This is a genomic window from Micromonospora reichwaldensis (assembly GCF_031845925.1).
In the GTDB taxonomy this organism is placed as follows: domain Bacteria; phylum Actinomycetota; class Actinomycetes; order Mycobacteriales; family Micromonosporaceae; genus Micromonospora; species Micromonospora reichwaldensis.
Window position 1 is genome coordinate 31,905 of record NZ_JAVRFL010000004.1, and the last position, 25,740, is coordinate 57,644.

A 25,740-nucleotide genomic window follows, 5' to 3' on the forward strand; every position below is an offset into this window, starting at 1 on the left:
GATCGCGAACACTGCCGGCAACCTCATGATCGCCGCCTGCCCTGCCTTAAGGGCAGGTGTCAGGTGAGGGTGGTGGGGGGTTCGGCCAGGCGGGGGCGCAGCGGCCGCTTCGGAACCAGCCAGGAGGACTCCGGGGACTGGTCGGGGTTGAGCTGCCAGTCGCGGGACACCCGGTCGACGGCGATCGGGTAGATCGTCAGCGTCCCGTCGGGATCGATGCGCAGCCGCAGGAACGCCTTGGCGTCCTCGATGCCCTGCCCGGCGAAGAGCTCGTTGATGTTCACCCCGAACGCGCCCGCCACCAGCAGGTACGCGGCCACCAACTGGCTCGCCACCAGCCCGCTCACCGGGCCGTAGAGCACCGCCGCGGCGACGGCCGGCAGCGGCCACGGCCAGTCGTAGAAGGGCAGGGCCAGCCAGGCCCAGGTGCCGGCGGCGGCCAGCCCGATCTGGGCCAGGCCGTGGCCCACGCCGAGGATCCAGTGCCGGGCGTGCCGCTTGCCGCCGGAGCTGGGCGGCTTCGCGAAGAACGCCGCCGCGAGCATCGTGACGATCAGCATCGCCATCAGCGGCACGCTGAACAGCCGCTGGTCCGTCCCGCTCGGGTTTGTCGCGACGCCGGCCATCGCCAGCATCAGCAGCGTCTGCAGGGTGCCCAGCAGGGTGGTGAAGCCCGGGTTGCGCAGCGGCAGGCGGGGGAAGATCCCCCACGCGTACCGCCGGGAGCGGGCCCGCTCCGGGTAGCGGCCGGCCAGCTCGTACGGGTGGGAGGCGCTGGCCCGCCGGGCGAGGGTGTCGCGCGGCGGCACCTCGATGCGCTCCGGGAGCTGGTGCGTCGGGTAGAGGTACGCGCCGCCGCCCCCGCAGGTGATCAGCTGCCGGTCCGGGCCGGCGTAGCGGGCGTAGTGGTGCAGGTCGCCGGAGATCAGCAGCCGCACCTGGGCCCCGGTGGGCGCGACGATGGTGCGAATGAAGTAGTCGATCGAGTCGTACGCCGTGGGATGGTCGACGGCCTTGACCCACGTCGGCGCCGGCACGGCCACGATCACCCGGCTCTGCGGGCCCAGCCGCTCGGCGACCCGGTCGAAGTAGGTGAGCTGCGGGTCGTCGAGATACGAGCCGGACTGGTCGTCGAGGCCGAGCAGCCACCAGTCGGCGGGCAGCTCCACGGCGAAGTACGAGCGGGACTGGCCGGTCTCCCAGCCGCCGAAGTGCCGGTCCCGGGACCGGACGAAGAGCCGCAGGAAGGCGGTCAGGCCGTCATACCAGTCGTGGTTGCCGGGCACCGCGAAGAGCGTGGGCCGCTCGGGCGGGGTGACCGGCAGCGCGGCCTGGTAGGGCCCCTTGCACCGGTCCTCGTACGCCTCGAAGGCCGCCGACGGGTAGACCTGGTCGCCGCCCATCACCAGGGTCTGCGCGCGGGGCAGCCGGTGCCCGTCCACCTCCAGCTCGGGCTGGGCGATCAGGTACGCCACCGAGTAGGTGGCGTTGAAGCCGTCGCCCAGGTCGGCCACGTAGTCCAGCCAGAGCCCGCCGTCCGGCCCGACCTGCCGCGCGATGCCCGCGTCGAGGGAGTTCTGCAACTCGCGCTTGTCCAGGTACGCCCCGAAGAGCATCGCCAGCAGCGTACGGATGCCGGTGCTGATCAGCAGGAACGGCGCGAGCCACGGCACCGGCTTGCGCGGGGTGAAGCCCAGCTCCCGGGGATCGGTGCCGCGTGGCCGGCGCGCCGCCCGCCCGCCGGCCGACTCGCTCGTGTGGGCACTCTCCGCCGCGCCGTCCTGCGGATCCACGTCGGGGGCGCGATCGTCGTTCACCCGCCGCAGCGTAGTCCCGGCCGGCGGCGGTCGCTGTCCGGCGGACGACGGTTCGGGGTCGGATGTCCGGATGGGGAACCCGCTCGGCCCGTCGGCGGGTCGTGCCGTACACTTGCTGATCGTTGCCGCCTTAGCTCAGTCGGCTAGAGCGACGCACTCGTAATGCGTAGGTCGACGGTTCGATTCCGTCAGGCGGCTCGGTGAAGAAGCCCAGGTCAACGACCTGGGCTTCTTCGTTTCTCCAGGTCGGTCACGCCCGTCGAGATCCCGTCCGCGCATGGCCCGCACCCCCGTGCCACGCCAAGCTGCCCGCGCAACGACCCGGCCCGTGTGACTCTCCCAGCGGGTCGGATCAGACGATCTTGAGATTGGCCATCATGCCCATCGCGCTGTGGTCGACCATGTGGCAGTGGTACGGGTAGACCCCGCGCCAGGTGTCGAAGGTGGCCTGGAGCCGTACGCTCTGCCCGGGCCAGACGATCACAGTGTCCTTCAGGCCGGACTCGGTGGGATCGGCCGGTGCGCCGTTGCGGCCGAGCACCCGGAACTGCACCAGGTGCATGTGGAAGTTGTGCGGCATGAAGGCGTTGGCGTTGGTAACCGTCCACTCCTCGGTGCTGCCCCAGGCGATGGTGGTGTCGATCCGCGCCGGATCGAAGACCTTGCCGTCGATGTACGCCTGGTGCCCACCGGAGCCCGGCTCGTCCATCCGCAGCTCGATGTTGCGGCGCACGGTCGGCGTGGGCAGTGGAGGCAGGGTGCGCAGCCGCTGCGGTACCGAGGTGCGGTCCCGCCCCTTCGCCCGTACGACGTCGAAGCGCATCACCTGGCCTACCTGCTCGGCCGGGCCCGGCCCCATCAGGTTCTGCAGCACCACCGAGGTGCCAGGCTGGTAGCGGGCGAAGTCGATCACCACGTCGAGCCGTTCGCCGGGCGAGAACAGCAGGTGCTGCATGGTGACCGGCGCCTCCAGCAGGCCTCCGTCGGAACCGATCACCGTGATGTCCCCGCCGTCGGCGAGCCGCAGCAGGAAGAACCGCAGATTGCTTGAGTTGACCAAACGGAAACGGTAGCGGCGGGCCTGTACCTCAAAGCGCGGCCACGGCCGCCCGTTGACCAGCAGGGTGGTCCGGTTGTCGGCGTCGTCCATGGTCCAGACCAGCTGAGCGTTGGCGTCCAGGTGCGCGTCGCGTAGCACCAGCGGGACGTCGAACCGGCCGCGGGGCAACGGGAGCGCCGCCTCGGTGCGGTCGGTGAGCAGGTAGAGGCTGGACAGGCCCCGGTAGAGGTGCTCGGCCTCCATGTGGTGGGTGTGGTCGTGCATCCAGAGCGTGGCGTGCGGCTGCCGGTTCGGATAGTTGTAGACCCGCTCGCCGCCGGGCGGAATCGTGGCGTCGCCCGAGCCGTCGTCGCCGGGGGCGGTGGCGCCGCCGTGCAGGTGCACCGCCGTGGGCATGTCCAGCCGGTTGCGCTGGCGTACCACCACCCGCCGACCCGACGTAGCGCGGATCGTCGGGCCGGGCAGGTCGCCGTTGTAGGTGTACACCTCGGTGCGGGTGCCCGGCACGATCTCCAGGCGCCTGCGGTGCATCGTGACCGAGTAGTAGTCGGTGGTGGCGGTCCGCAGCACCGGGCGCAGGGTCTGCGGCACGGTCAACGGGACGGTGAACGGGGTCACGGGCGGGGGCGTCGGGGAAGCTACCCCTGCCGCTGCGGGGGCTGCGCCCAACCGTCCGGCGAGGCTGACCAGGCCGCTGGTAGCCCCGATGATGCCCGACGCCGCACCGAGGCGCAGCAGTTGACGACGAGTGGACAAGTTGGTCCCTTCCCAGGATGTTCGCGAGAGTTCCCGCAGGCGCCGGCGGCTGGCGGGCCGGACGGTCGTCGCAGGCACGATGATGCCGGCAATCACACAGAGAGGTGACCCCTATCGGCCGCGCACCTGGAGACGCTCTGCGGGTCGAATGCCCCTATGGATGGCAGGGCGGGTGGGCGTGACGGGTGCGGGGAGATGCCGGTGGATCTCGCGGGCGACGACGGGCCGCCGAGGTGGCGAGGCGTGTCGTACGGTCGACGCATGCCCGCACCCGATGACGTCCTGGCCACCCTCCGCGACTTCGTGGCCCGCGTCGACGCGCTCGATCCGGCCGCCGCGCCGCACGGCGAGCTGGTCGTCGGCCTGCGGGGCGTGCAGTCGCGGCTGGCGCTGAGCGCCCCGGTCGCCCGCGCCCTGGTGGAGGCGTTGCGGGCGTACCACGACCCGCGCGACCGGGGTCGCTGCGACCACTGCGGCGGCGGGCGACTCGACGACAACTTCCTGTGCGGAGACTGCGGCCGACCCAGCGGGCTGTTCGGCCAGTTGGTCTCCGAGCGGGCCGCCCGGCACACGGAGCAGGGCGCGGTCCCGGCCGCGCCCGCCGCGGGCCGCCGGCACGCCCGCGCCGACGGTCGCTGACCCCGGCGGGCCCGACCCGACCGCGCGGTGCCGCGACCCTGCCGGGAGGCATGGCGTACGCCGGCGACCCACGACTTTTGTCGGTCCTCGTCGCTACCCTCCCGACGTGACTGATCTGGTGGATGGCGTGCGGGTGCCGAGCGTCGAGGAGGAGGCCCGGTTCTGGGCCCTCGTCGAGGAGGCCTGGGAACGGCTCGGCGACGAGCCCGCCGCGCTCCGGCGGGCGCTGCCGACGCGGGACCCGGCAGCCGGCGACGAGGGCCTGTACGCCATCGACGCGTGGCTCGACCGGTTCCTCGACAACCTGCGCCAGCTCGCCGAGGGACTGTCCAGCCGGGAGTTGACCGACCTGGATCGGGTGCTCGAGCGCAAACTGCACGACATCGACCGGGCCGACGTGCACGAGGTGACCGACGGCTCCGACGACGGTTTCCTCTACTCCCGGGGCCACATCGTCGCGCTCGGGCGGGATTTCTACGAGGCGGTGCACGCCGATCCGACCGTCGCTCTGCCCGACACCGCGTGCGAGGCCATGTGCTACTTCTTCGCCAGGCTGCACAGGGAGCGCTTCGGCGCCTGGCCGGAGACGGGCTCGGGCATCTCCCGCGAGTCCTGCACCAACCCGGCCGGCTGGAGCGCCTGACACCACGCCCGCCAGGGCGGGGGCAACCAGGAGTTCCGCGCGACGGCCCGCACACTGACCGTACGCAGTCGTCAACCCTCCGGAGGCAGCCTCATGCAGTACGCACCCGTCGTCGTCGCCCTGCCGATCGCCGACCGCCCCACCTCGTACCGCTTCTACTCGGAGGGGCTCGGCCTGGAGGCCGTCGGCGAGTTGGCCGAGGACGGCATCCCCGAGCCCCTGCAGTACGCCGTCAACGACGGCCTCCGCGTCATGCTGGTGCCCACCGGCGGCTTCGGCTGGGTCATCGGCGACCACGAGGTGGCCCCGCGCGGGCAGAGCGAGTGCCTCGTCAGCCTCCCGGCCGCGACACCGGCCGAGGTCGACGAACTCGTCGGGCGGGCCCGGGCCGCAGGCGCGCAGGTCGTCGTCGAGCCAGGTCAGCAGCCGTGGGCCTACACGGGCACCTTCGCCGACCCGGACGGTCACCTGTGGACGGCGTCCGCGGAGGCGCACTGACGCCACCCGGCCCGAGCTGACGCCGGGCACGGGCGGCCGAGCGTGCCCAGGCCGCGCACGAGCGGACGGCCCGGTTCGCGGGGAACCGGGCCGTCCACCGACAGGGGCAGGTGTGCGGGGAGATCAGAGGGTGCGGTGCGGGTAGCCGGCGGTGCCGGGCTCCGGAACGACCTCGACCTCGGTCACCACGTACTCCGTGTCGGTCGTCGTGGTGGCCGGCCGGTCGTCGGCGTCGGAGCGGCGCTTCGCGGCCGCGGCGGCTCCGGCAGCGGCGGCCCCGGCCACGGCGGCGCCCGCCGCCACGGCCTTGCCGGACACACCGGCGCTGCCGCTGTCGCCGCGGGTGGCGGCGGCGTGCTCGACGCCCGGAGTGCCGACACCGAGGCCGCTGTCGACGGTGCCGCGCCAGGCGCCGGTCTCGACGCCGCGCTCCTCGATGTACGTCTTGAACTTCCGCAGGTCGGATTCCGCCTGCCGCTCGATGATGTTGAGCTTGTCGCCGGCCTTCTCGAGCAGGCCCTCGGGCTCGTACTCGAGGTGCAGGCTGACCATGGTGCGGCCGGCGTCGACGGGCTGGAAGTAGACCGCGCCGGCGTTGGTCACACCCTCGGTGGCCGCCCAGGCCACCTTCCGGTCGGGCACCTGCTCCAGCACCCTGGCGTCCCACTCGCGCTGGACGCCACCGATCTCGGCGACCCAGTGCATCCGCCTGTCGTCGAGCTGGCGCACCTCACGGACGCCCCCCATGAAGCGGGGGAACTCCTCGAACTGCGTCCACTGGTTGTACGCGGTGCTGACCGGAACCTGTACTTCGATGGACTTCTCGACCTTCGTGGTCATGGGCAATCCTCCTCGTCAGGTCGAACCGTTGTCGTTCGGCAGACAGAGCCGTCATCGTCGACGAAACTCCTACCCCGACCGGGGGCACTCAACCGCCGGACCTGCCGACATTGCCGCGACGCTCCATCGCCGGACCGGCCCACCTGCCACATCGGACGGTCGTGGTGCACCGCGGCGCGGGCCGGTCAGTCGGCCTGGTCGGGGAGCCCGCGTAGGCGGCGTACCGGGGAGAAGGCGACCCACAGCACCCCGGCGAGCGCGCCCGCCGTCGCGATCCACAACGCCGGCCGTACGCCGAGGGTGCTGCCGAGCGCGCCGCCGATCAACGCGCCGATCGGCCGGATGCCGTAGTTGACGGTGCGCCGCGCCCCCGCCACGCGGGCCAGCAGCGCCTCCGGGGTCAGCGCGGTCTGCACCGAGCCGACCGTGATGTCGAGCAGCATCACCCCGAGGGCGGAGAGGAACTCGGCGGCGAAGAGCATCCCGACCACCAGTGGTGTCGGCCCGCCAGCGAGGGGGACGAGCAGCGTGGGGGCGGGGAAGAGGACGAACCCGGCCAGCAGCGTCGGTCCGACGCCGAAGCGGCGCACCAGCCGGCCGGTGAGCGCCGCCCCGATCAGGCCGCCCACCGCGCCCGCGCCCAGCACCGCGCCCAGCAGGCCGGGCGTGAGACCGAGTTCCTGCGTCGCGTAGAGCACGAAGAGCGCGATGAACATGAAGTTGAACAGGTTGACGGTGGTGGTGCCGAGCAGGAGCGCGCGCATCATCGGCGTCCGCGCGATGAAGCCCAGCCCGGCGCCGAGGGCCAGTCCGCCGCCGCGCGCGGGCGCCGGCTCCGTCGGCCGGATCCGCACCAGGAAGTACGCGGACACGACGTACGACAGCGCGTCGGCGACCAGGGCGATCGGCGCGGTGAGCACCTGCACGAGGACGCCGCCGACGCTCGGCCCGGCCACCAGTGACATCGCCCGGCTGCCGTTGATGAGGGTGTTCGCCTCGACGTAGTCGGCGCGCCCGACGACGGAGACGAAGAGCGGCCCCCGGGCGACCTCGAAGATCACGGCGAGCGTGCCGACCGCGAAGGCCGCCAGGTAGAGCTGCGGCATCGTCAGCAGGTCCAGCACGTACGCCACCGGCACGGCGGTGAGCAGCAGCGCCCGCCCGAGGTCCGTCAGGATCATGAGCCGGCGCTTGTGCGGGTACCGGTCGACCCAGGCGCCGGCGAGCAGCGAGAAGAGCAGGTTCGGGGCGAGCGCGGCGGCGGTCAGGTAGCCCATCTCGGCGGGGGTCGCCTCGAAGACCAGCACGGCCAGCAGCGGCAGGGCCAGCGTGGAGATCTCGTCGCCGAAGTACGAGACGGTCTGCGCCGACCAGTACCGACGGAACACGCGCTCGCGCAGCAGCCGGGGCAGCGGGCCGCGCCCGGCGGGACCGCCGGGCGGGGCGGCAACCGGGACGCCGGTCGCCTGACCGCTCACCGGTCGCCCTCCTGCTCACCGAGGTCGCGGGCAACCGGTCCGCTGACCGGAAGCTCCCCGTCCCCGCCGCTGCCGGCACCGGTGGCGGCCGCGTTGGCGGTGGTGGTGGGCGGGTCGGTGGCATCGGTGGGTGGCGGGTCGGCGAGGACGGCCAGGTGCATGATGCTGACCTTCCGGCTGCCGGCCGGCCGCCGCGTCGGATCGGTGATCCGGTCGTCGTACTCGGCGAGCAGGGCGTCGATCCGGGTGGCCAGCTCGGCCATCTCGTCGGCGGTGACGTGCACCGGCCGGTCGCTGAACCCGGTGACCGCCCGCCAGGCCGTCGACTCCTCGGCGCGTCGGGCCAGGAACTCCTCGGCCTTGCGGACGTAGAGGGCGAGCTGGACGGCGCTCAGTTCGTCGACGGCCGCGCGGGTCTGCGGGTCGTCCGAGACGTCGTCCCAGGAGGTGTTGAGGGCGGTGGCCCGCCAGGGCCGCTCGCGGGCGTCGGCGCCGGGTGCCCGCTCGGCGAGCCCGTACTTGGCGAGCTGCCGGAGGTGGAACGAGCAGTTCGGCACGCTCTCGCCGAGCCGCTCGGCAGCCTGGGTCGCGGTCATCGGGCCCTGCTGGCGCAGCAGACCGATCAGCGCCATCCGCAGCGGGTGCGCGTACCCGCGCAGGGCCTTGGGGTCGGAGAGTTTCACCTCGGGTAACGACACACCCTAAAGCTATCTTTATAAAGAACCCTTTAGCAACGCCCCGGCCGCCACCACACCTGACCCGACACCCACCCCGCCGATGGCAGCCCAACACCGCATCACCAAGGGCTCACTGGGGAGGGTGCCCTGGCGGGTGGCGCGCGGTGTGTCACCCGCGCGGGCGGCCAGGGGACGCGGCCCGGGAGACATGGTCCAGCGCCGGGAGGGCTCAGGAGGTGACGGCGAGGCGGCAGGTGCGGACAGGGGAGGGCTCAGGGGCTGGCGGCGAGGGGTCAGGTGTAGATGGTGGTGGCGTAGTTCGGGCCGTAGTGGCGTTCCAGGTCGGCCAGGGTCTCGGCCGGGTTCTCGACCTCCTTGATCAGCCGGGCCCGGGACGGCAGGGCGTCCGGCTGCCAGCTCTCCGGCTGCCACAGCTCGGAGCGCAGGAACGCCTTGGCGCAGTGGTAGAAGATCTGCTCGATCTCCACCATCACGGCGAGGATCGGGCGGTGCCCCTTGACCACCATGTCGTCGAACCACGGCGCGTCGCGGACCAGTCGGGCCCGGCCGTTGATCCGCAGCGTGTCCGTACGGCCGGGGATCATGAAGATCAATCCGACGTGCGGGTTGTCCAGGATGTTGCGGTAGCCGTCGGCGCGCCGGTTGCCCGGCCGCTCCGGGATGGCGATGGTCCGCTCGTCCAGCACCAGTGCGAAGCCGGGCGGGTCGCCCTTCGGCGAGACGTCGCAGCTGCCGTCCGCGCCGGCCGTCGCCACCAGGCAGAACGGCGACGCGGCCAGCCAGTCCCGGTCCCGGGCGTGCAGGACGGGCCGCTCCTTGGTCACCGCGCGCGGCATCGGCGCCCCCAGCAGCTCGCGCAGTTCCTCGTGCGAGGTGATGTCCACCGTCACGTGATCCTCCCCCGTGCGTTGACTCCGGTGGCGGGGTGTCCGCCACGAGTCAGCCTAGAGCGCGACCAGCGCGAGGTTTGTCCCTCCCAGGGCGGGGGTACCGCCTCACCCGACCCGCCCGGAGAGCCCGACCCGACCCGGCCGGAAAGACCGACTCGACCCGCCCGGAGAGACCGAGCAGTGGAGGCCCGATGGAGAGCCGGCTCAAGGTGCTGGGTCATCCCGTCCACCCGATGCTGGTCATGTTCCCGGTCGGCCTACTGGTCACCGCGGTCCTGTTCGACCTGGTGGACACCGTCGGCGGGCCGGACTTCCTCGGCGAGGTCGCGTACTGGAACATCACCGTCGGCCTGATCGGCGGCCTGCTGGCCGCGGCGGCCGGGACGTTCGACCTGCTGGCCATCCCGTCGGCCACCCGCGCGAAGCGGGTGGCACTGACCCACGCCGCCGCCAACGTGGCGGTGATCCTGCTCTTCGCCGCGATCTGGGTGGTCCGGCTCAACGCCGAATCCCGGGCTGCCGGGGGCGCGCTGATCGCCATCGAGGTGGTCGCGCTTGCCATCCTCGGCCTGAGCGCCTGGCTGGGCGGGGAACTGGTCGACCGGCTCGGCGTCGGCGTGGACCGGGAGGCCGGGCTGGACGCGCCCAGCTCACTGCGATCCCCGGCGGCCACCCACCGGATCGGAGAGGTGCAATGAGCGAGCGCAGCGAGCGGGTCGTCAGCGGAGGGCCGGCATGAGCGAGCAGAGCGGCGGGACCGGCCGGGGTTGGCGCGGCCGGCAGCAGGGCTGGGATCCGATGGGCGAACTCCAGTCCCTGCGTTCGGAGCTGCGCCGGCTGGTCGGCGGCCGGACCGGGCCGCCGGACGTCGAGATGGCCGAGACCGCCGACGGCTGGGAGGTCGTGGTGCGGCTGCCCGGGGTGGCGCCGGAGGAGGTCGCCGTCGAACTGGACGACCGCGAGCTCTGCGTCCGGGCCCGCTCCGAGGCCGAGGTCAACGCCGACCACGGCATCCCCGGCGGCTTCGAGACCCGGGGCTTCGAGTACCGGGTCGACCTGCCGTCCCGGGTGGACCCCGACAGCATCGACGCGGTCATGGACCACGGCCTGCTCCGGGTGCGGCTGCCCCGGGCCGCCCGGCCCGCGCCGCGCACCATCACCGTCGGCCGCACCGGCCCCCGACCCGCCGACTCCGACGGGGGTACGCCGAGCGTCCTCGACCCGGCCGCGGACCGGGAGATGCACCACCCGGACATCGCCGTCGGCGAGACCGACCGGCCGTAACGAGCCGCGTGGGTACCCCGAACCTGCTCGGCCCGGCCACCGGCCGCGTGCCTGACGTCGAGCGGATCGCCGTGCTGCGCGCCAACGCGCTCGGGGACTTCATCTTCGTCCTGCCGGCGCTGGACGCGCTGCGGGCCGCGTACCCGGAAGCGGAGATCGTGCTGCTCGGCGCGCCCTGGCACGCGAAGTTCTGGCGCGACCGGCCCGGGCCGGTGGACCGCGTGCTGGTGGTGCCGCCCGCGCCGGGGATCCGGGGTCCCGATCCGGGCGAGGCGGAGTCGACGCTGGACGACTTCCTGGCCGCGGCCCGCGAGGAACGCTTCGACCTGGCGTTGCAGCTGCACGGCGGCGGGGGCAACTCCAACCCGTTCGTCGGTGCGCTCGGCGCGCGGGTCACCGCCGGGCTGCGCGCCGAGGACGCGCCGCCGCTGGACCGCTGGATCCGGTACGTCTACTACCAGCAGGAGGTGATCCGCTACCTGGAGGTGGCCGGCCTGGTCGGCGCGGGCGCCACCACGATCGTCCCGGCGCTGGCCGTGACCGACGCCGACCGGGCCGAGGCGGCCGAGGTGCTCGGCCCGGCGGAGCGGCCGAGAGTGGCGCTGCACCCCGGCGCCACGGACACCCGCCGCCGGTGGCCCGCCGAACGCTTCGCCGAGGTGGCCCGCGAGCTGGTCGGCGACGGGTACGAGGTGCTGGTCACGGGCACGCCCGCCGAGCAGGACGTGGTGGACCGGGTGGTCGCGGCGGCCGGGGTGCCGGTCCGGCCGCAGGTGGGCACGCTCAGCCTCGGCGGGCTGGCCGGCTGCTACGCCGGCTGCGAGCTGGTGGTCTCCAACGACACCGGGCCACTGCACCTGGCCGCCGCCGTGGGCACCGCGACCGTCGGCATCTACTGGGTCGGCAACCTGATCACGGTCGCGAACCTGCTGCGCGGCCGGCACCGGCCGATCAGCTCGTGGACGGTGCTCTGCCCGGTCTGCGGGGTGGACTGCACCCCGGGCATCTACCCGCACCGCCCCGGCGACGGCGAGTGCCCGCACCGGGACTCCTTCGTCACCGACGTGCCGGTGGTCGAGGCTCTGGAGGCGGCCCGCGAGCTGCTCCGCCCCGAGCCCGGCGCCCCCTGAGCAGCCCCCGGGGCGGGTGCGCGCCGGCTCAGGCCGGCTGGGCCGACTCCTCCTCGGCGAGCACGACCTCCCACGCCTCCACCTCCCGGTCGGTGACCGTGGTGGGCGACTCCAGGTGGTATGCGCCGCTGGGCAGGACGCCGGCGCCGCCGAAGCGCGCCAGCACGGCGAGCTGGGCGGCGACGTCCTCGCCCTGGTGCTTCTCGTGCACCCGCCGCCAGAAGTCGAACCCGCCGGAGTCGACCAGCTTCGCCCGGTCGTAGAGCACACAGCCGCCGATCCAGGACACCCGGTACGCCCGCCAGGCCCCCGTCGGCAGGTTCAGCCGGCGCGTGACGTGCAGCAGGTTCGCCGCCGAATGGATCGACGCCCGCTCCCACTGCGGCGTGCCCGGTCGGATCCGTTCCGGGGCGGGCCGTCCGGTCCACTCCTCGTAGTGCCGGTGCGTCTCCGGCCGGACGTCGTCGGCGTACGACAGCCCGTGCACCGCGTTGCCGACGAAGCCGCAGCCCAGTTCCTCGATGGCGGTGACCAGCCGGCGCAGCGTGCCCGGCTCCAGCCAGACGTCGTCGTCGAGGCAGAGCACGTACCGGGCGGCGGACGCGGCCAGCAGGTACGCCCGGTGCTCGGCCAGCCCGCGCCGGGGCAGCCGGCGGGTCAGCAGCACGGGGTGCCCCCGGTGGCGCAGCGCCCGGACCATGGTGGCCGCCGCCGGGTGCCGGTACGCGGCGTCGCCGTCGGACTGGTCGCTGACCACCACGCCGAAGCCGGGTACGCCCTCCTGGGCGGCCAGCCCGGAGAGGGTGACCGCCAGTTCGGCGGGGCGGTTGCGGGTCGGGATCAGCACGTCGAGCAGCCGGTCCGCGCGGAAACCGCCGGCCGTGCCGAGGTCGAGCGGGCGGTTCACGACGGCTCGGGCGTCAGGGAGGTGTCCTCCTGCGGCTCCTGGCCGTGCGCCCGGATCCGGTCGATGATCGCCGAGGTGGACCGGTCGGGGACGTACCCGAGGGTGCGGACCTGCCCGCCGAGGCTGCGTACCAGCGGCGCCTCGGGCACCATCTCCGGCGGGTAGTCGCCGCCCTTGACGTACACGTCGGGGCGGACCGTCTCGATCAGCTCCGCCGGGGAGTCCTCCTCGAAGACCACCACGTGGTCGACGCAGGCCAGCGCGGAGAGCAGGGCGATGCGGTCCTCGACCGGGTTCACCGGCCGGTCCGGGCCCTTCAGCCGGCGTACGCTGCCGTCGGAGTTGACCGCCACCACCAGCAGGTCGCCGAGCGCGCGGGCCTGCTCCAGGTAGCGCACGTGGCCCCGGTGCAGCACGTCGAAGCAGCCGTTGGTGAAGACGATCGCGCGGCCCGCCCGGCGGTGTTCCTCGACGATCGCGGCCAGCTCGTCGGTGCCGACGAGCGCCCGGTGGCCCGCCCCGTCGACCGGTGCGTCCAGCGCGACGAGCAGGTCCTCCCGGCGGCACACGCAGGTGCCGGTGTCGGAGACGGTGATGGTCGCGGCCAGCTGGGCCAGCTGGGCGGCGGTGGGCAGCGGCGCGTCGGCGGCCAGCGCCAGCGTCATCGCCGCCAGGTACGCGTCGCCCGCCCCCACCGCGTGGCTGGCCGGCACGGGAGTGCTGTGGCTGCGCCGGGGCTCGCCGTCCGCCCCGCCGACCACCGCGCCGTCGGTGTCCAGGGTCACCGCCACCACGTCCGCGCCGGTGTGCGCACGCAGCTCGGCGAGGCGGGACTCGGCCAGCACGGCCCGGTCGACGCCCTCGCCGGCCGTGGCGTTGACGGTGACGCCGGTGCCGGTCACGGTGAGCCCGTTCCCGGTCATCGCCACCCGACCCTCGCCGGCAGTCGGCTCGCCGGTCGGATTCGTCGGGCCGGGGCGGTGGCCGGCGTGGTGCGGCGCGACACCGCCGGGGGAGACGCCCACCGTGAGTTCGGAGGGGCCGTCGGCCGGGTCGCCGTCCGGGTGGTCCAGGTGCAGCCCGGCACCGGGCGCCGGACGGGCACCGGCGGCCCGGGCGAGTAGCCGGGTCGCCTCGGCGAAGCTGGGGGTCACCACCGTCGGGGCCAGGCCGCGCCAGTCGGCCAGGTCGTGGGCGTCCAGCGCGACCGTCGCGTACCGCTCCCGGTGGGTCACCAGCCAGGCGCGCACGGGCGCGGGCAGCGCGCCCAGGCCGTAGTCGCAGACCACCAGGGTGGGCGCCTCGCCACCGGCGGCGCGCAGCTCCTCGGTGGCGCAGTCCAGCGCGGTGAGCAGCCGGGCCACCCCGTCGCCGTCGAGCACGTCGTCGGCGTCGCCGGAGTCCTCCCGGAGCAGGATCTGGTTGCCCGCCAGCATGCGCCGCTTCACCGGCGTCGGGCGTGCGGGCTGGTTGACCGTACGGTCCCAGACGCCGGCCCGGTCCAGACAGTCGTGCAGTTCGTCGCCGGCGACGTCCGCGCCGACCGGCGCCACCAGCACCGCCCGACCCCCGAGCGCGGCGACGTTGACGGCGGTGTTCGCCGCACCGCCGGCCGCGGAGATCCGCCGGCGCAGGGTGAGGACCGGGGCTGGCGCCTCCCGGCACAGCCGGTCGGACTCGGCGAAGCGCCACTCGTCGAGCATGGCGTCCCCGACGACCAGGACGGGACGACCCAGCCAGCCCTCCACCACCGCGGCGAGCCGGCGCTGTTCCGCTGCTCCTCCTGCCATGCCGTCCCGGGTCCCCCGGGGCATCCGGGCCAAACCTGCCGCCGCCGGGGAGGGGTTTCGGGCACCGGGCCCAGGGAAGGGACGGACGGTACCCCCGGAGAGGAGAGAGACCGAGATGGCAGCGACGACACTTCAGGGCAGGCGGATCGCGTTCCTGGCCGCCGACGGCGTCGAGGAGGTCGAGTACGTCCAGCCCCGCGAGGCGGTGGAGCAGGCCGGCGCCACGGTGGAGCTGGTCTCGCTCAAGCCCGGCACCATCCAGGCCTTCAACCACCTGGACCAGTCGAAGACGTACGACGTGGACGTGACCGCGGCCGACGCGGACGCGGCCGGCTACGACGCGCTGGTGCTGCCGGGCGGGGTGGCGAACCCGGACTTCCTGCGGGCCGACGCGGACGCGGTGCGCTTCGTCAGGGCGTTCTTCGACGCCGGCAAGCCGGTCGGGGTGATCTGCCACGGGCCGTGGACGCTCATCGAGGCGGACGTGGTGCGGGGCCGCCGGCTCACCTCCTGGCCCAGCCTGCGCACCGACCTGGTCAACGCCGGCGCGGAGTGGGTCGACGAGCAGGTCGTCACGGACGGCGGCCTGGTCAGCAGCCGCAAGCCGGACGATCTGCCGGCCTTCTGCGCCAAGATCGTCGAAGAGTTCGCCGAGGGCCCGCACTCGTCCCGTTGACCGATCGTTGGTCGTGAGGTCGGTGGCCGCAGCGCCACCGGCCCCACGATCGACGACGTGCCCTACGCTCCGCACGCATGTTTCGGGTGAGCGGGGAAAGGAGGCGGGATGACCACGGAAGCCCCGGCGCTCGGCGGGCGACAGATCCGGCTGCTGATGTTCGGCCTGATGACCGGCATGTTGTTGGCCGCGCTCGACCAGACCATCGTCGGCACCGCGCTGCCGACCATCGTCGGCGAGCTGGGCGGGATCAACCACTACTCGTGGGTGGTGACCGCGTACCTGCTGGCCTCCACGGCCTCGACGCCGCTCTACGGCAAGATGGCCGACCTGTACGGGCGACGCCCCGTCTTCCTCTTCTCCATCGGCACGTTCCTGCTCGGCTCGCTGCTGGCCGGCCTGTCGCAGGACATGACGCAGCTCATCGTCACCCGGGGGATCCAGGGCCTCGGCGCCGGCGGCCTGATGACGCTCGCGTTCACCATCATCTCGGACGTGGTGTCGCCCCGGGACCGCGGTCGCTACCAGGGCCTGTTCGGGGCGGTCTTCGGCCTCTCGTCGGTCGCCGGACCGCTGGTCGGCGGCTACTTCGCCGAGACCGACTGGCGGTGGATCTTCTACATCAACGTGCCGCTGGGGATCCTGGCGATCATCGTGTGCTCCCGGGTGCTGCGGCTGATCCCGTTCACCAGGCGCGACCACTCGATCGACTGGCTCGGCGCGGCGCTGCTGGTCGCCGGGGTGAGCTGCCTGCTGCTCGCGCTGAGCTGGGGCGGCAACGAGTACGCCTGGGGCTCCGGGGTGATCATCGGCCTCTTCGTCGCGGGCGCGGTGCTCGGCGTGCTCTTCGTGCTCCAGGAGGCCCGGGTGGCCGAGCCGATCCTGCCGCTGCGGCTGTTCCGCAGCGCCACGTTCGCGCTGGCCAACTCGGCCGGCTTCGTGCTCGGCCTGGTGATGTTCGGCTCGATCATCTTCATCCCGCTCTACCTCCAGATCGTCCGGGGCGCCTCGCCCACCCGCAGCGGCCTGCTGATGCTGCCGATGATGGCCGGCATCATCGTCACCTCGGTGCTGACCGGCCGGGCGATGAGCCGGATCGGGCGGTACAAGTGGTTCCCGGTGTCCGGCGCGGCGGTGCTGCTGGTCGGCATGCTGCTGTTCACCCGGCTGGAGGTGGACACCTCGCTCTGGGTGGCCTTCGGCTTCATGGTCGTGATCGGGGTCGGGCTGGGGCTCTGCATGCAGTCGCTGATCCTGGCCGTGCAGAACTCCGTGTCGATGCGCGACCTGGGCGCCGGCACCTCGTCGGCGACGTTCTTCCGGTCGCTGGGCGGCTCGTTCGGCGTCGCCATCCTCGGCGCGGTGCTGTCGTCGCGGCTCACCTCGGAACTCGCGGACCGGCTGCCGGGCGCGATCGCCGTACTGCCGCCGGAGCAGCAGGCCGCCGTCGCGGCGAGCGGCGGGGCGGACGTCTCGGTCAACGATCCGGCGACCATCCTGGCGCTCCCCGCCCCGGTGCGCGCGGCCGTCCAGGCGGCATTCGTCGAGTCGCTGCACCTGGTCTTCCTGACCACCGGCCTGATCGCGATCGTGGCGGTGCTGGTCACGCTGGCGCTGCCGAACGAGAAGCTGCGCGGTGCGGGGCCGGGCGGCGCCACGGGCGGCACGGACGGCCTCGGCGGCGAGGGCCCGGCGCCCGGCGGCAAGCCGCTGGACAGGGAGTCGAAGCAGGAGGCCGCCGCCGAGATGGAGGCGAAGAGCCAGACGATGCTCTGACCGCCCCGGCCCCGGCCCCGCGAGTCGGGACCGGCCGGGGCCGGGTCGGCCGGCCTACTTGAGGATCAGCCGGTTGGTCTGCTCGAAGACGTCCAGGTCGGCGACGGTCTCGGCGACGCTCGCGGAGAGCGGGGCCGGCAGTTGCGCCCGGTGGAAGAAGCCCGCGTCGGTCGTCTCGTCGGTGACCCGGGCCAGCGCGCCGTCCCACTCGTCGACGCGGAACGCGGTCGTGAAGATCTGGTACGTGTGGCCGTACATGTTGGTGTGGGTGCGGTCCGGGCCCGTGTAGAGGGCGAAGGCGCTGACCCGCAGCGCGCGCAGCCCGGTCTCCTCGCGTACCTCCCGGACGGCGCAGTCGGCGATCGACTCGCCCAGCTCCATCGCCCCGGCTGGCAGGGCCCACTGCCCGTTGTCGGAGCGCTGGATCAGCAGGAGGCGCCCCGCCCTGTCGCGGACCACGGCGCGGGCGCCGACGAACATCAGCGTCCGGTCACCGGCGAGCGCGCGTAGCTGTCCCACGTACGAATCGGCCCAGGAGATGCTCACCCGGACAATTTACGGTGCCGTTACGGTCTCGACCGGCGTTCCAGGGTTCCCAACCTGTGACCGCCGACACTACTTTGTTACCCATGCGTAGCACGATGATGGACGCCCCCCTCCAGGTCTCCCGGATCCTCGGCCACGGCGCCACCGTGCACGGCACGGCGGAGGTGGTCACCTGGACGGGCGGCGAGCCGCGCCGGATGACGTACGCCGAGGTCGGGCGCACGGCGGCCCGGCTGGCCCACGCGCTGCGCGACGAGTGCGGTGTCACCGGCGACGAGCGGGTCGCCACCTTCATGTGGAACAACGCCGAGCACCTGGTGGCGTACTTCGCGGTGCCCAGCATGGGCGCGGTGCTGCACACCCTCAACCTCCGGCTCTTCCCCGACCAGGTCGCCTACATCGCCAACCACGCCGAGGACCGGGTGGTGCTGGTCGACTCGACGCTCATCCCGCTGCTGGCCCGGGTGATCGGCGAGATGGGCACCGTGCGGCACGTGGTGGTCGTGGGCGGCGGCGATCCGGCCCCGCTCACGGCGGCGGCCGGCGACCGGATCGCCGTGCACCACTGGGACGCGCTGCTGGCCGACCGCCCGGAGGTCTTCGACTGGCCCGAGGTGGACGAGCGCGACGCCGCCGCCCTCTGCTACACCTCGGGGACCACCGGCAACCCGAAGGGCGTGGCCTACTCGCACCGCTCGATCTACCTGCACTCCCTCCAGGTCTGCATGCCGGAGGGCTTCGGCCTCGGCCCGACCGACCGCGAGCTGGCCATCGTGCCGATGTTCCACGCGATGTCCTGGGGCCTGCCGTACGCGGCCTTCCTCTCGGGGGCGTCGCTGATCATGCCGGACCGGTTCCTCCAGGCCGCGCCGATCGCCGACATGATCGCCGCCGAGCGGCCCACCCTGGCCGGCGCGGTGCCGACCATCTGGACCGACCTGCTGGCCCACCTGGACGCCCACGACGTGGACAGTTCCTCGCTGCGAGAGGTGATCGTCGGCGGCTCGGCCTGCCCGCCGGCGCTGATGCACGCGTTCGCCGAGCGGCACGGCATCGACGTCATCCACGCCTGGGGGATGACGGAGATGTCCCCGCTGGGCTCGGTCTCCCGGCCGCCGGCCGGCGCGACCGGCGAGGAGGCCTGGCGCTACCGCTACACGCAGGGCCGGGTGCCGGCCGGGGTCGAGGCCCGCATCGTCGGCCCGCTGGGCGAGCCGCTGCCCGCCGACGGGGCGTCGGTCGGCGAGCTGGAGGTCCGCGGGCCGTGGGTGACCGCGCGGTACGTCGGCGACGACGTGCCCGACGAGGAGAAGTTCCGCGACGGCTGGCTGCGTACCGGCGACGTCGGCACCCTCTCGCCGGACGGCTACATCACGCTCACGGACCGGGCCAAGGACGTCATCAAGTCCGGCGGCGAGTGGATCTCCTCGGTCGAGCTGGAGAACGCCCTGATGGCCCACCCGGCCGTGCTGGAGGCCTGCGTGGTGGGGGTGCCCGACGAGCGCTGGGGTGAGCGGCCGCTCGCCACCGTCGTGCTCCGCGACGGTGCGTCGGCGACGGTCGAGGAGCTGCGGGAGTTCCTGGCCGGGTCGGTGGCCCGCTGGCAGTTGCCGGAACGCTGGGCCGTCATCGACGCGGTGCCGAAGACCAGCGTCGGTAAGTTCGACAAGAAGGTCGTCCGTTCCCGGTACGCCGGGGGCGAACTGAGTGTCCGGGAGCTGACCGCCCCGTAACGTTCTCAGGCGCATTGTCGCCTGTTGGGGTAGGGAACACTCCTGAACTCCCTCCCCAGGGGCGGCCCCGGCGTTCGCACCGCGCCGGGGCCGCCCGCTCCATGCGGGGTACCCGCACCGTCATTGTTGCGAAACTTGTTCGCCTCCGTGCCCACTACGGGGAAATCTGCCCAGCTCAGAAGGCCTTTCGGCTCCGGCCGTCATTCGTCCCCACTGGTGGTGATCAGCACCTTCCCGACCACCGAGTTCTCCACCGCCTCATGGGCCGCGACGGCCGCCGAGAGCGGGTGACGGTGCAGCGGCAGGCCCGCGTCCTCGCCCACCCGGATCCCGCCCTGCGCCGCCGCGGCGGCCACGTCCACCACCGCCTGGGCCTTGGCCGCCTTCGGCTCGGTGTAGACGAGGACGAACTGGAACCGCGCGTTCGGCGCCAGCAACGGCCGGATCGGCAGGGTCACCTCGTCCCCACCGTCGTCGGCGTAGACGCAGACCGCCCCGCCGCGCCGGAGCAGTTGGACGTCGGCGGCGGCGTTGCGCGCCGCGGAGACCTCGACGATCGTGTGCACCCCGTCGGGCGCGATCTTGCGGACCTCCTCGACCACGTCCTGCGTCCGGTAGTCGACCACGAAGGACGCGCCGGCCGCCGCCGCCAGCTGCCCCTTCTCCGGGCTGCTGACGGTCGCGACCACGCAGGCGTCCGCCCAGCGGGCGAGCTGGATGGCCGCGTTGCCCACCGCGCCCGCCCCGCCCTGCACGAGCACCGTGTGGTCGCTGAGCGCGCCCGCGTGCAGCCGGTCCGGCGTGTACTCGCCGGCCGTCAGGCAGCGGTGCGCGGTGAGGAAGGGGATGCCCAGGCTGGCCCCCAGCTCGAAGGAGGCGTCGCCGAGGGGCACCGCCTGTCGGGCCGGCACCACCGTGTACTCGGCGGCGGTGCCCCAGGGCCGCTGCCACGCGGCCTCCCACAGCCAGACCCGCTCGCCGATCAGGTCCCGGTCGACGCCCTCGCCCACCGCCTCGATCACCCCCGCGCCGTCCTGCCCGGGGGTCTGCCAGTCGCCCGGCATCGGCCCCTGTGAGCGGGTCTTCCAGTCCGTCGGGTTCACCCCGGAGAACGCCACCCGCACCAGGACCTCGCCGGGGCCGGGCTCCGGCACCGGCCGGTCGACCAGTTGCAGCACCGAGGCGTCGCCGGTGCGCTCGTACACGATCGCCTTCATCCCCGTCTCCTCACCCGGCGGCCCCGGCCGGGGCGCCGTGGCTGCCGTACCCGGCGGATCCGCGCTCATGCCCGCGCCCGGTGGGCGGGCCTGGGGTTGGGCTGGCGTTGGCTTCAGGGATCGCCGCGTCAGGCGTGGCGCGGCGGCCTGGTGGGCTGCCTACCCGAGGCGGTCGACGGTCTGCGGGGTCAGCTCCCCGACCGTGCCCAGGAGCAGCGTCGCGAGGCGCTCGGCGTCCGGGTCCAGCGGGTACGCCCCGTGCGGCACCGCCACCACCGTCATCCGGGCGGCGGCGGCCGAGCGGACGCCGTTGGACGAGTCCTCCACGGCCACGCAGCGGGCCGGGTCGACGCCCAGCCGCTCGGCGACCGCCAGGTAGACGTCGGGCGCCGGCTTGCCCCGCTCGGTCTCCTCGGTCGACAGCGTGGCGCCGAACGCCCCGGTCAGGTCCGTCGCGGCCAGCGCCGCCGCGATCAGCCGGGTCGGCGACGAGCTGGCCAGCCCCAGCGGCCAGCGTTCGGCCAGCCGGCGCACGACCTGGTCGGCCCCGTCGATCAGCGGTACGCGCTGCGCGTACCGCCGGGTCATCTCCTCGATCACCTCGGCGGCGACCTGCTCGGGGCTGCGGTCGACGCCCAGCTCACCGCTCAGGTAGCGGGCCCACTCGCCGGTGCTCATGCCCATCAGCCGGCGCTGCGTGTCGGGCTGCCAGGTGCCGCCGTGCGCCGCGACGTACGCCCGCCGGACCTCCTCCCACACCGGCTCGGAGTCCACGATCACGCCGTCCAGGTCGAAGACCACCGCATCCGCCACGAACCCATCCTGCCCCATCGGCGGCGCCCGGGCCGGCGGGCGGGGGTCAGCTCCGCAGCGCGGGCAGGCCGATCGGGTTGCCCTCCGGGATGACGGTGTGGGCGGCGCGGGCGATCGGTTCGAGCAGCTCCCGCAGCCGCTCGGTGCGCTCCGGGCCCAGCGTCCGCCACGGGCGGGCGGCGGCGGCGTCGGTGGCGTCCTCGATCGCCTGGAACCGGGCGAGACCCTCCTCGGTCGGCTCCCCGTCCGGGGTGAGCCAGCCCCGCTCGGCCAGCCGGGCGCGGGCGGCGGCCCACTGCTCCTCCGACCAGCCGCGCCCGAGCAGGTTCAGCGGCGAGATGTCGACCGCGACCCGCCAGGCCAGCGTCTCCACCGGGTCGAGGTCGGCCGCGACCAGCGCGGCGATGTGCCCGTCGCCGCGCTGCTCGCGCAGGGTGGTGGCGGCCTGCCATAGCCGGGCCAGCGGGTACTCGCCGCGCGGCAGGGCGGCGTTGGCGGCGCCCAGCACCCGGCCGGCGGGCTCCGCCTCGGCGGCGGCGGCCTCCAGCAGCTCGGCCGCCTCGACGAGGTGCGACTCCGGCAGCTCGTAGGTCAGCTCGGCCAGCGCCTGCACCGCGCCCGTGAGCCGCGCCCGCAGCGCCTCCTCCGGGGTGGCCAGCCGCCAGACGGCCGGCAGCGCCCGCGCCACCGTGTGCGGGGCGAAGTTGAAGAACGCCGCCGTCACCGGGGCGGGCTCGGCGGCCCCCAGCGGCGCGGCCCGGCCGGCGAAGTAGCCGCGCCAGAAGCCCCGCAGCCCGACCGCCTCGAAGGCGGCCCGAGCGCGGGGGTGGAAGTAGGTGATCGCGTGGACCGGCTCGTAGTGGGTCCACAACACCCGGGCGGTCCGCCCCGCGTCGTCCAGCGCCGTCACGTGCACCTCCGCGTCCGGTCCGGTCATCACCCCGGACGGTCGGACCGCCCGGGGTGACGATGAACCTACTGCTGGTGGCGGAGGGGCCGGAAGCCCTCTGTGGGCTACTGCATCAACGACGGGCGACATCCCGGGCGAACCGGGCCGCTATCGCGGGGCAACGGCCCGGTCACGGGCCGACCGACGGGTCACTGGGCCGCGAGCACGTCCACGACGAAGCGCAGCGGGCCGGCGGGACGGCCGCCGGGAGGGTTCGTGCCGTACGCCAGCTCGGCCGGAAGGTCGAGCTGCACGCGGCTGCCGACGGTCACCCCGACCAGGCCCTGGTCCCAGCCCGGGATGACCTGGCCGACGCCGATGGCGAAGGAGGCCGGCTGTCCGGCGTTCCACGACGAGTCGAACTCCTTGCCGTCCTTGTAGAAGACGCCGACGTAGTTCGTGGTGATCGTCTGACCCTTCTTCACCGCCGGGCCGGTGCCCTTGATCAGCGGGGTCACGACGAGCTTCTTCAGCTCGCCCTCGCCGGCGGTGACCTTCGGCTTGGTGCCCAGGGCCGGGTCGGCCCCCTGCGGGAGCTGCGGGGCGGGGGGCGTGTCGGCGGCGGGGGCGCTGGCGGACGGGCCGGCCGAGGGGGCGCTGGCCGTCTGGTCCTTGTCGTCGTCGCTGTTGCGCCCGATCGTCACGAAGACGGTGATCAGCACCGCGACGACGGCGACCCCGGCGAGCCCGCCGGCCCAGGCCTGCCGGCGGCGCTTCGCCTCGGCCGCCTTCTGGGCGGCCAACTGGGCGGCCAGCCGCCGCTCCGACTTCTGGGACCGGTTCTGCGTACGCTCGCTCACGGCGTCGACTCCCTGCTGCGAAGGTGGTGGCCGGCATCGGAGTGCCGGGGGGAAAGCCGACGCACACGGTACCCGCCCGGCCGCCCACCGCGCCGCCTCGACCGTGGCCGCTCCCGCCGCACGGGTCACGCAGGCCCCGGCACCACCATGAAGTCGGTCACGAACGAGGTGACCCGGCCGTCGGCGGCCCGCCCGATCCAGGTGCCGTAGCAGCCGTCGCCCCAGCCGGACCAGACCGTCACCACGTTGGCCCCGGTCGCCTCGTCGAGCACCGCGGAGACGTGCCCCGGCACCGGCCCGCCCGCGGGCTCGTCCGCGACGAAGACGTCCGTCACCGCGCCCTCGTCCCACGTTTCCAGGGCGGCCAGCGCGGTGGGATCGGCCAGGGTGCCGATGCCGGTGTCCACCCCGTAGCCGAACCAACCGTCGGACTTGAGGGCCGAGACGTCCTGGTCGCCGACCAACGCCATCTCCCAGCGGACCGCCGGCTCGTCGTGGACCACCAGTTCGAGGGCGGCCACCCGCCGGTCCGCCTCGGTGTCCTCGCCCCGCACCACCGCGACCCAGGCCCGCGCCGGGTAGCGGCCGGGTGCCACCCCGACCGTGAACGGTTCGTCCTCGGGGCAGGCCACCGGGTCGCAGCCGACCACCCGCCCCGTCGGCAGCACGACGTCGCCCAGCGGGTGCACCTCCATGACGTACGTGGCGTGCTCGTCGGCGAAGCGGGCGCCGGGTGTCAGCAGCCGGTCCAGGTCGGGGGTGTAGGGCATGGGGTTCCTCTCGCGGCGGGGGCCGGCGGAGCGTACCCGCGGCGATCCGCACCTGCGAGACCGCACCGCGCCGGCCGGCCGTTCAGCCCTCGAGATGCCGTGCCAACCCCTGGCGCAGATGGTGCTTCGGGCGGGAGCCGACGATCGAGCCGACCACCTGCCCGTGGCGGAAGACCAGGAGGGTGGGCAGGGACATCACGCCGTAGGTGCGGGTGGCCCTCGGGTTGGCGTCGGTGTCGATCGTGGCCACGACCATCCGCCCCGCGAACTCCTCGGCGAGCTCGGCGAGGCTGCGGGAGATGGCCCGGCACGGCGGGCACCAGTCCGCCCAGAAGTCGACCACCACCGGCCGGTCGGCGGCGAGCACCACGGTGGCGAAGGTGTCGTCGGTGACGGCGGTCAGCGAGCCGTCCGGCGCAGTCTCGAGCATGTTTCCTCCCGTTGGGTGATGGCGTGGGTGAGTTGGTCGCGCAACTCCTGGCGGACCGCGTGCAGCCGGTCGATGCCGGCGTCGACCTCGGCCAGCTTGCGCCGCAGCACGGCCACCGAGTCGGGGCAGACGTGACCGGAGGCGTTGCCGGCCCGCAGGCAGGCGACGAACGGGCGGATGTCGTCCAGGCCGAAGCCCACCGCCAGCAGCGCCCGGATCTCGCGTACGACGTGCAGCTCCGCCTCGTCGTAGACCCGGTATCCGTTGGCCGAGCGGGCCGCCCGGACCAGGCCGTGCGTCTCGTAGTAACGCAGGGCCCGGGTGCTCGTGCCGGCGCGCTCCGCCAGCTCACCGATCAGCATCCGACCTCCCTCGTCCGACCCGATCGACGCTAGACCTTGCCGTCGGCGTCAAGGCAACCTCAGATGTAAGGAAGGGCACCTTCTTAACGTTTGCGGTAGAGGAAGGGACCCCTGCCAACAACGAGGTCAGCCCGCGCGACAGGCGGGTGCACGTACGGCGGGATGGCCGCGTACGACCGGGGGTCAGGCCGTCTTGCGGGCCGTCTTCTTCGCGGCGGCCTTCTTGGCGGCGGGCTTCTTCTCGCCCTCGGCCGCCTTCTTCGGAGCGGCCTTCTTGGCGGCGGCCTTCTTCGGCGCGGCCTTCTTCTCGGCGGTCTTCTTGGCCGGCGCCTTCGCCGCCTTCTTCTCGGCGGCCTTCTTCTGCGCCGAGCGGGCGGCCGAGATCGGGGTCGGCTCCCCGCCGCCACCGGCCGGCGCCTCGCCCCGGGCGGACCGGGCGCGCTCGACGGACGCCTTCAGCGCCGCCATCAGGTCCACCGCCGCGGCCGGGGCCTCCTCGGCCTCCTCCGGCTGGACCACCTCGCGACCCTCCACCTTGGCGTCGATGACCTCCTGCAGGGCCGCCCGGTAGTCGTCGGTGAAGGCGTCCGGCTCGAACTCGCCGGCCATCGAGTCGATCAGCGAGCTGGCCATCGCCAGCTCCGGCGGGCGGACCTTCAGGTCCTCGTCGAGGAAGCCGAAGTCGGGCTTCCGGATCTCGTCCGGCCAGAGCATGGTGTTGAGCAGCAGCACGCCCTCGCGGACCCGCAGCGTGGCGAGCTGCTCCCGCTGGCGCAGCGCCACCTTGACGATCGCCACCCGCTCCGAGTCGGCGAGCGCGTCGCGCAGCAGCACGTACGGCTTGGTGGCGGTGCCCTCCGGCTCCAGGAAGTACGCCTTGTTGTAGAGGATCGGGTCGACCTGCTCGGCGGGGACGAACTCCAGCACGTCGATCGCGCGCGAGCTGGACAGTGGCAGCTCGGCGAAGTCCTCGTCGGTGAGGATCACCATCTCGCCGCCGCCGATGTCGTAGCCCTTGGCGATGTCGTCGTAGGTGACCTCCTCGCCGCAGACCTGGCAGGTGCGCTTGTAGCGGATGCGCCCGCCGTCCTCCCGGTGCACCTGGTGGAAGCGGATGTCCTTCTCCTCGGTGGCCGAGTAGAGCTTGACCCCGATGGAGACGAGCCCGAACGAGACGGCTCCCTTCCAGATGGCCCGCATCCCCGTGCTCCTCTCGCCGGTACAGCCCAGGATCGCAA

24 protein-coding genes, 1 tRNA gene and 2 pseudogenes are annotated in these 25,740 nt (G+C 73.6%); 10 read left to right on the top strand and 17 right to left on the bottom strand.

The annotated features are described in order from the left end of the window. Positions 1 to 59 precede the first annotated feature (59 nt). Positions 60 to 1,793, bottom strand: a complete 1,734-nt coding sequence (locus RM555_RS03865) for a metallophosphoesterase family protein (protein WP_311410690.1) — start codon at positions 1,791 to 1,793, stop codon at positions 60 to 62. A 148-nt stretch (positions 1,794 to 1,941) separates the two neighbouring features. Between RM555_RS03865 and RM555_RS03870 the strand changes: the two genes are divergently transcribed. Next, positions 1,942 to 2,015: transfer RNA gene (locus RM555_RS03870), tRNA-Thr, on the top strand. 154 nt (positions 2,016 to 2,169) lie between these two features. On the opposite strand, the gene RM555_RS03875 is transcribed toward RM555_RS03870, so the two are convergent. After that, positions 2,170 to 3,495 carry a multicopper oxidase family protein gene (locus RM555_RS03875; RefSeq protein WP_225852467.1) on the bottom strand — a complete coding sequence of 442 codons (1,326 nt, stop codon included), beginning with the start codon at positions 3,493 to 3,495 and terminating at the stop codon, positions 2,170 to 2,172. A gap of 399 nt (positions 3,496 to 3,894) precedes the next feature. Between RM555_RS03875 and RM555_RS03880 the strand changes: the two genes are divergently transcribed. From RM555_RS03880 to RM555_RS03890, 3 genes are all read left to right on the top strand, one after another. Then, positions 3,895 to 4,272, top strand: coding sequence for a hypothetical protein (locus RM555_RS03880; protein WP_311410477.1), 378 nt, complete (start codon positions 3,895 to 3,897; stop codon positions 4,270 to 4,272). Positions 4,273 to 4,378: 106 nt separating this feature from the next. Beyond that, positions 4,379 to 4,915: a DUF4240 domain-containing protein gene (locus tag RM555_RS03885; protein ID WP_311410478.1), complete on the top strand. Its 537-nt coding sequence runs from the start codon at positions 4,379 to 4,381 to the stop codon at positions 4,913 to 4,915. A 93-nt stretch (positions 4,916 to 5,008) separates the two neighbouring features. Further along, positions 5,009 to 5,413, top strand: a complete 405-nt coding sequence (locus tag RM555_RS03890) for a VOC family protein (RefSeq protein ID WP_311410479.1) — start codon at positions 5,009 to 5,011, stop codon at positions 5,411 to 5,413. A gap of 390 nt (positions 5,414 to 5,803) precedes the next feature. On the opposite strand, the pseudogene RM555_RS03895 reads toward RM555_RS03890, so the two are convergent. The 4 genes and pseudogenes from RM555_RS03895 to RM555_RS03910 all read right to left on the bottom strand — a co-directional run. Then, positions 5,804 to 6,253 (bottom strand): annotated as a pseudogene (locus RM555_RS03895) (SRPBCC family protein); the annotation flags it as partial. Between the two features lie 185 nt (positions 6,254 to 6,438). Further along, positions 6,439 to 7,731 carry an MFS transporter gene (locus RM555_RS03900; RefSeq protein WP_396888669.1) on the bottom strand — a complete coding sequence of 431 codons (1,293 nt, stop codon included), beginning with the start codon at positions 7,729 to 7,731 and terminating at the stop codon, positions 6,439 to 6,441. Continuing rightward, positions 7,728 to 8,429 (bottom strand): helix-turn-helix domain-containing protein, encoded by a 702-nt coding sequence (locus RM555_RS03905; protein ID WP_311410480.1) that lies wholly within the window; start codon positions 8,427 to 8,429, stop codon positions 7,728 to 7,730. The genes RM555_RS03900 and RM555_RS03905 overlap by 4 nt, the downstream gene beginning before the upstream one ends. A gap of 272 nt (positions 8,430 to 8,701) precedes the next feature. Beyond that, positions 8,702 to 9,319 carry a pyridoxamine 5'-phosphate oxidase family protein gene (locus RM555_RS03910; RefSeq protein WP_311410481.1) on the bottom strand — a complete coding sequence of 206 codons (618 nt, stop codon included), beginning with the start codon at positions 9,317 to 9,319 and terminating at the stop codon, positions 8,702 to 8,704. 191 nt (positions 9,320 to 9,510) lie between these two features. On the opposite strand from RM555_RS03910, the gene RM555_RS03915 reads away from it, so the two are divergent. Genes RM555_RS03915 through RM555_RS03925 form a run of 3 tightly spaced genes read left to right on the top strand, consistent with a single transcriptional unit; the run spans position 9,511 to position 11,733 of the window. Further along, positions 9,511 to 10,017, top strand: coding sequence for a DUF2231 domain-containing protein (locus RM555_RS03915; protein WP_311410482.1), 507 nt, complete (start codon positions 9,511 to 9,513; stop codon positions 10,015 to 10,017). 37 nt (positions 10,018 to 10,054) lie between these two features. Then, complete coding sequence (locus tag RM555_RS03920; protein WP_311410483.1) at positions 10,055 to 10,603, top strand: Hsp20/alpha crystallin family protein; 549 nt, start codon at positions 10,055 to 10,057, stop codon at positions 10,601 to 10,603. A gap of 8 nt (positions 10,604 to 10,611) precedes the next feature. Beyond that, complete coding sequence (locus RM555_RS03925; protein WP_311410484.1) at positions 10,612 to 11,733, top strand: glycosyltransferase family 9 protein; 1,122 nt, start codon at positions 10,612 to 10,614, stop codon at positions 11,731 to 11,733. Between the two features lie 28 nt (positions 11,734 to 11,761). On the opposite strand, the gene RM555_RS03930 is transcribed toward RM555_RS03925, so the two are convergent. Continuing rightward, positions 11,762 to 12,640, bottom strand: a complete 879-nt coding sequence (locus RM555_RS03930) for a glycosyltransferase family 2 protein (protein WP_311410485.1) — start codon at positions 12,638 to 12,640, stop codon at positions 11,762 to 11,764. Next, on the bottom strand, positions 12,637 to 14,430 hold the full coding sequence (gene rfaE2, locus RM555_RS03935) for a D-glycero-beta-D-manno-heptose 1-phosphate adenylyltransferase (protein WP_311410692.1): 1,794 nt from the start codon (positions 14,428 to 14,430) through the stop codon (positions 12,637 to 12,639). Before rfaE2 ends, RM555_RS03930 begins: the two co-directional genes overlap by 4 nt. 115 nt (positions 14,431 to 14,545) lie before the next feature. On the opposite strand from rfaE2, the gene RM555_RS03940 reads away from it, so the two are divergent. Both RM555_RS03940 and RM555_RS03945 read left to right on the top strand, forming a co-directional pair. Further along, the gene (locus RM555_RS03940; protein WP_311410486.1) at positions 14,546 to 15,106 is read left to right on the top strand and encodes a type 1 glutamine amidotransferase domain-containing protein; all 561 of its coding nucleotides are present in this window, start codon (positions 14,546 to 14,548) and stop codon (positions 15,104 to 15,106) included. A gap of 108 nt (positions 15,107 to 15,214) precedes the next feature. After that, complete coding sequence (locus RM555_RS03945) at positions 15,215 to 16,882, top strand: MDR family MFS transporter (RefSeq protein WP_311410487.1); 1,668 nt, start codon at positions 15,215 to 15,217, stop codon at positions 16,880 to 16,882. Between the two features lie 54 nt (positions 16,883 to 16,936). Here RM555_RS03945 and RM555_RS03950 read toward each other — a convergent pair whose 3' ends face one another. Further along, entirely contained in the window at positions 16,937 to 17,428 is a 492-nt protein-coding gene (locus tag RM555_RS03950; RefSeq protein WP_311410488.1) for an NUDIX domain-containing protein, read from the bottom strand. A gap of 83 nt (positions 17,429 to 17,511) precedes the next feature. On the opposite strand from RM555_RS03950, the gene RM555_RS03955 reads away from it, so the two are divergent. Continuing rightward, positions 17,512 to 19,161 carry a fatty acid--CoA ligase gene (locus tag RM555_RS03955; protein ID WP_311410489.1) on the top strand — a complete coding sequence of 550 codons (1,650 nt, stop codon included), beginning with the start codon at positions 17,512 to 17,514 and terminating at the stop codon, positions 19,159 to 19,161. Between the two features lie 200 nt (positions 19,162 to 19,361). Here the strand turns inward: RM555_RS03955 and RM555_RS03960 are convergent, their stop codons facing one another. The 8 genes and pseudogenes from RM555_RS03960 to ku all read right to left on the bottom strand — a co-directional run bounded on the left by RM555_RS03960 (position 19,362) and on the right by ku (position 25,702). After that, complete coding sequence (locus tag RM555_RS03960) at positions 19,362 to 20,378, bottom strand: NADPH:quinone reductase (protein WP_311410490.1); 1,017 nt, start codon at positions 20,376 to 20,378, stop codon at positions 19,362 to 19,364. A 159-nt stretch (positions 20,379 to 20,537) separates the two neighbouring features. Further along, on the bottom strand, positions 20,538 to 21,191 hold the full coding sequence (locus RM555_RS03965) for an HAD family hydrolase (protein WP_311410491.1): 654 nt from the start codon (positions 21,189 to 21,191) through the stop codon (positions 20,538 to 20,540). 46 nt (positions 21,192 to 21,237) lie between these two features. Further along, positions 21,238 to 22,128: an SCO6745 family protein gene (locus RM555_RS03970; protein ID WP_311410492.1), complete on the bottom strand. Its 891-nt coding sequence runs from the start codon at positions 22,126 to 22,128 to the stop codon at positions 21,238 to 21,240. Positions 22,129 to 22,289: 161 nt separating this feature from the next. Then, positions 22,290 to 22,977 (bottom strand): annotated as a pseudogene (locus RM555_RS03975) (FKBP-type peptidyl-prolyl cis-trans isomerase). Between the two features lie 88 nt (positions 22,978 to 23,065). Continuing rightward, positions 23,066 to 23,710, bottom strand: a complete 645-nt coding sequence (locus tag RM555_RS03980; protein ID WP_311410494.1) for a DUF4241 domain-containing protein — start codon at positions 23,708 to 23,710, stop codon at positions 23,066 to 23,068. A gap of 82 nt (positions 23,711 to 23,792) precedes the next feature. Beyond that, the gene (trxA, locus tag RM555_RS03985; protein ID WP_311410495.1) at positions 23,793 to 24,140 is read right to left on the bottom strand and encodes a thioredoxin; all 348 of its coding nucleotides are present in this window, start codon (positions 24,138 to 24,140) and stop codon (positions 23,793 to 23,795) included. After that, a complete protein-coding gene (locus tag RM555_RS03990; protein ID WP_311410496.1) occupies positions 24,110 to 24,502 on the bottom strand; it encodes a MerR family transcriptional regulator in 393 nt (130 codons plus the stop codon). The genes trxA and RM555_RS03990 overlap by 31 nt, the downstream gene beginning before the upstream one ends. A 183-nt stretch (positions 24,503 to 24,685) precedes the next feature. Beyond that, positions 24,686 to 25,702, bottom strand: a complete 1,017-nt coding sequence (gene ku, locus RM555_RS03995) for a non-homologous end joining protein Ku (RefSeq protein ID WP_311410497.1) — start codon at positions 25,700 to 25,702, stop codon at positions 24,686 to 24,688. Between the last annotated feature and the right edge of the window lie 38 nt (positions 25,703 to 25,740).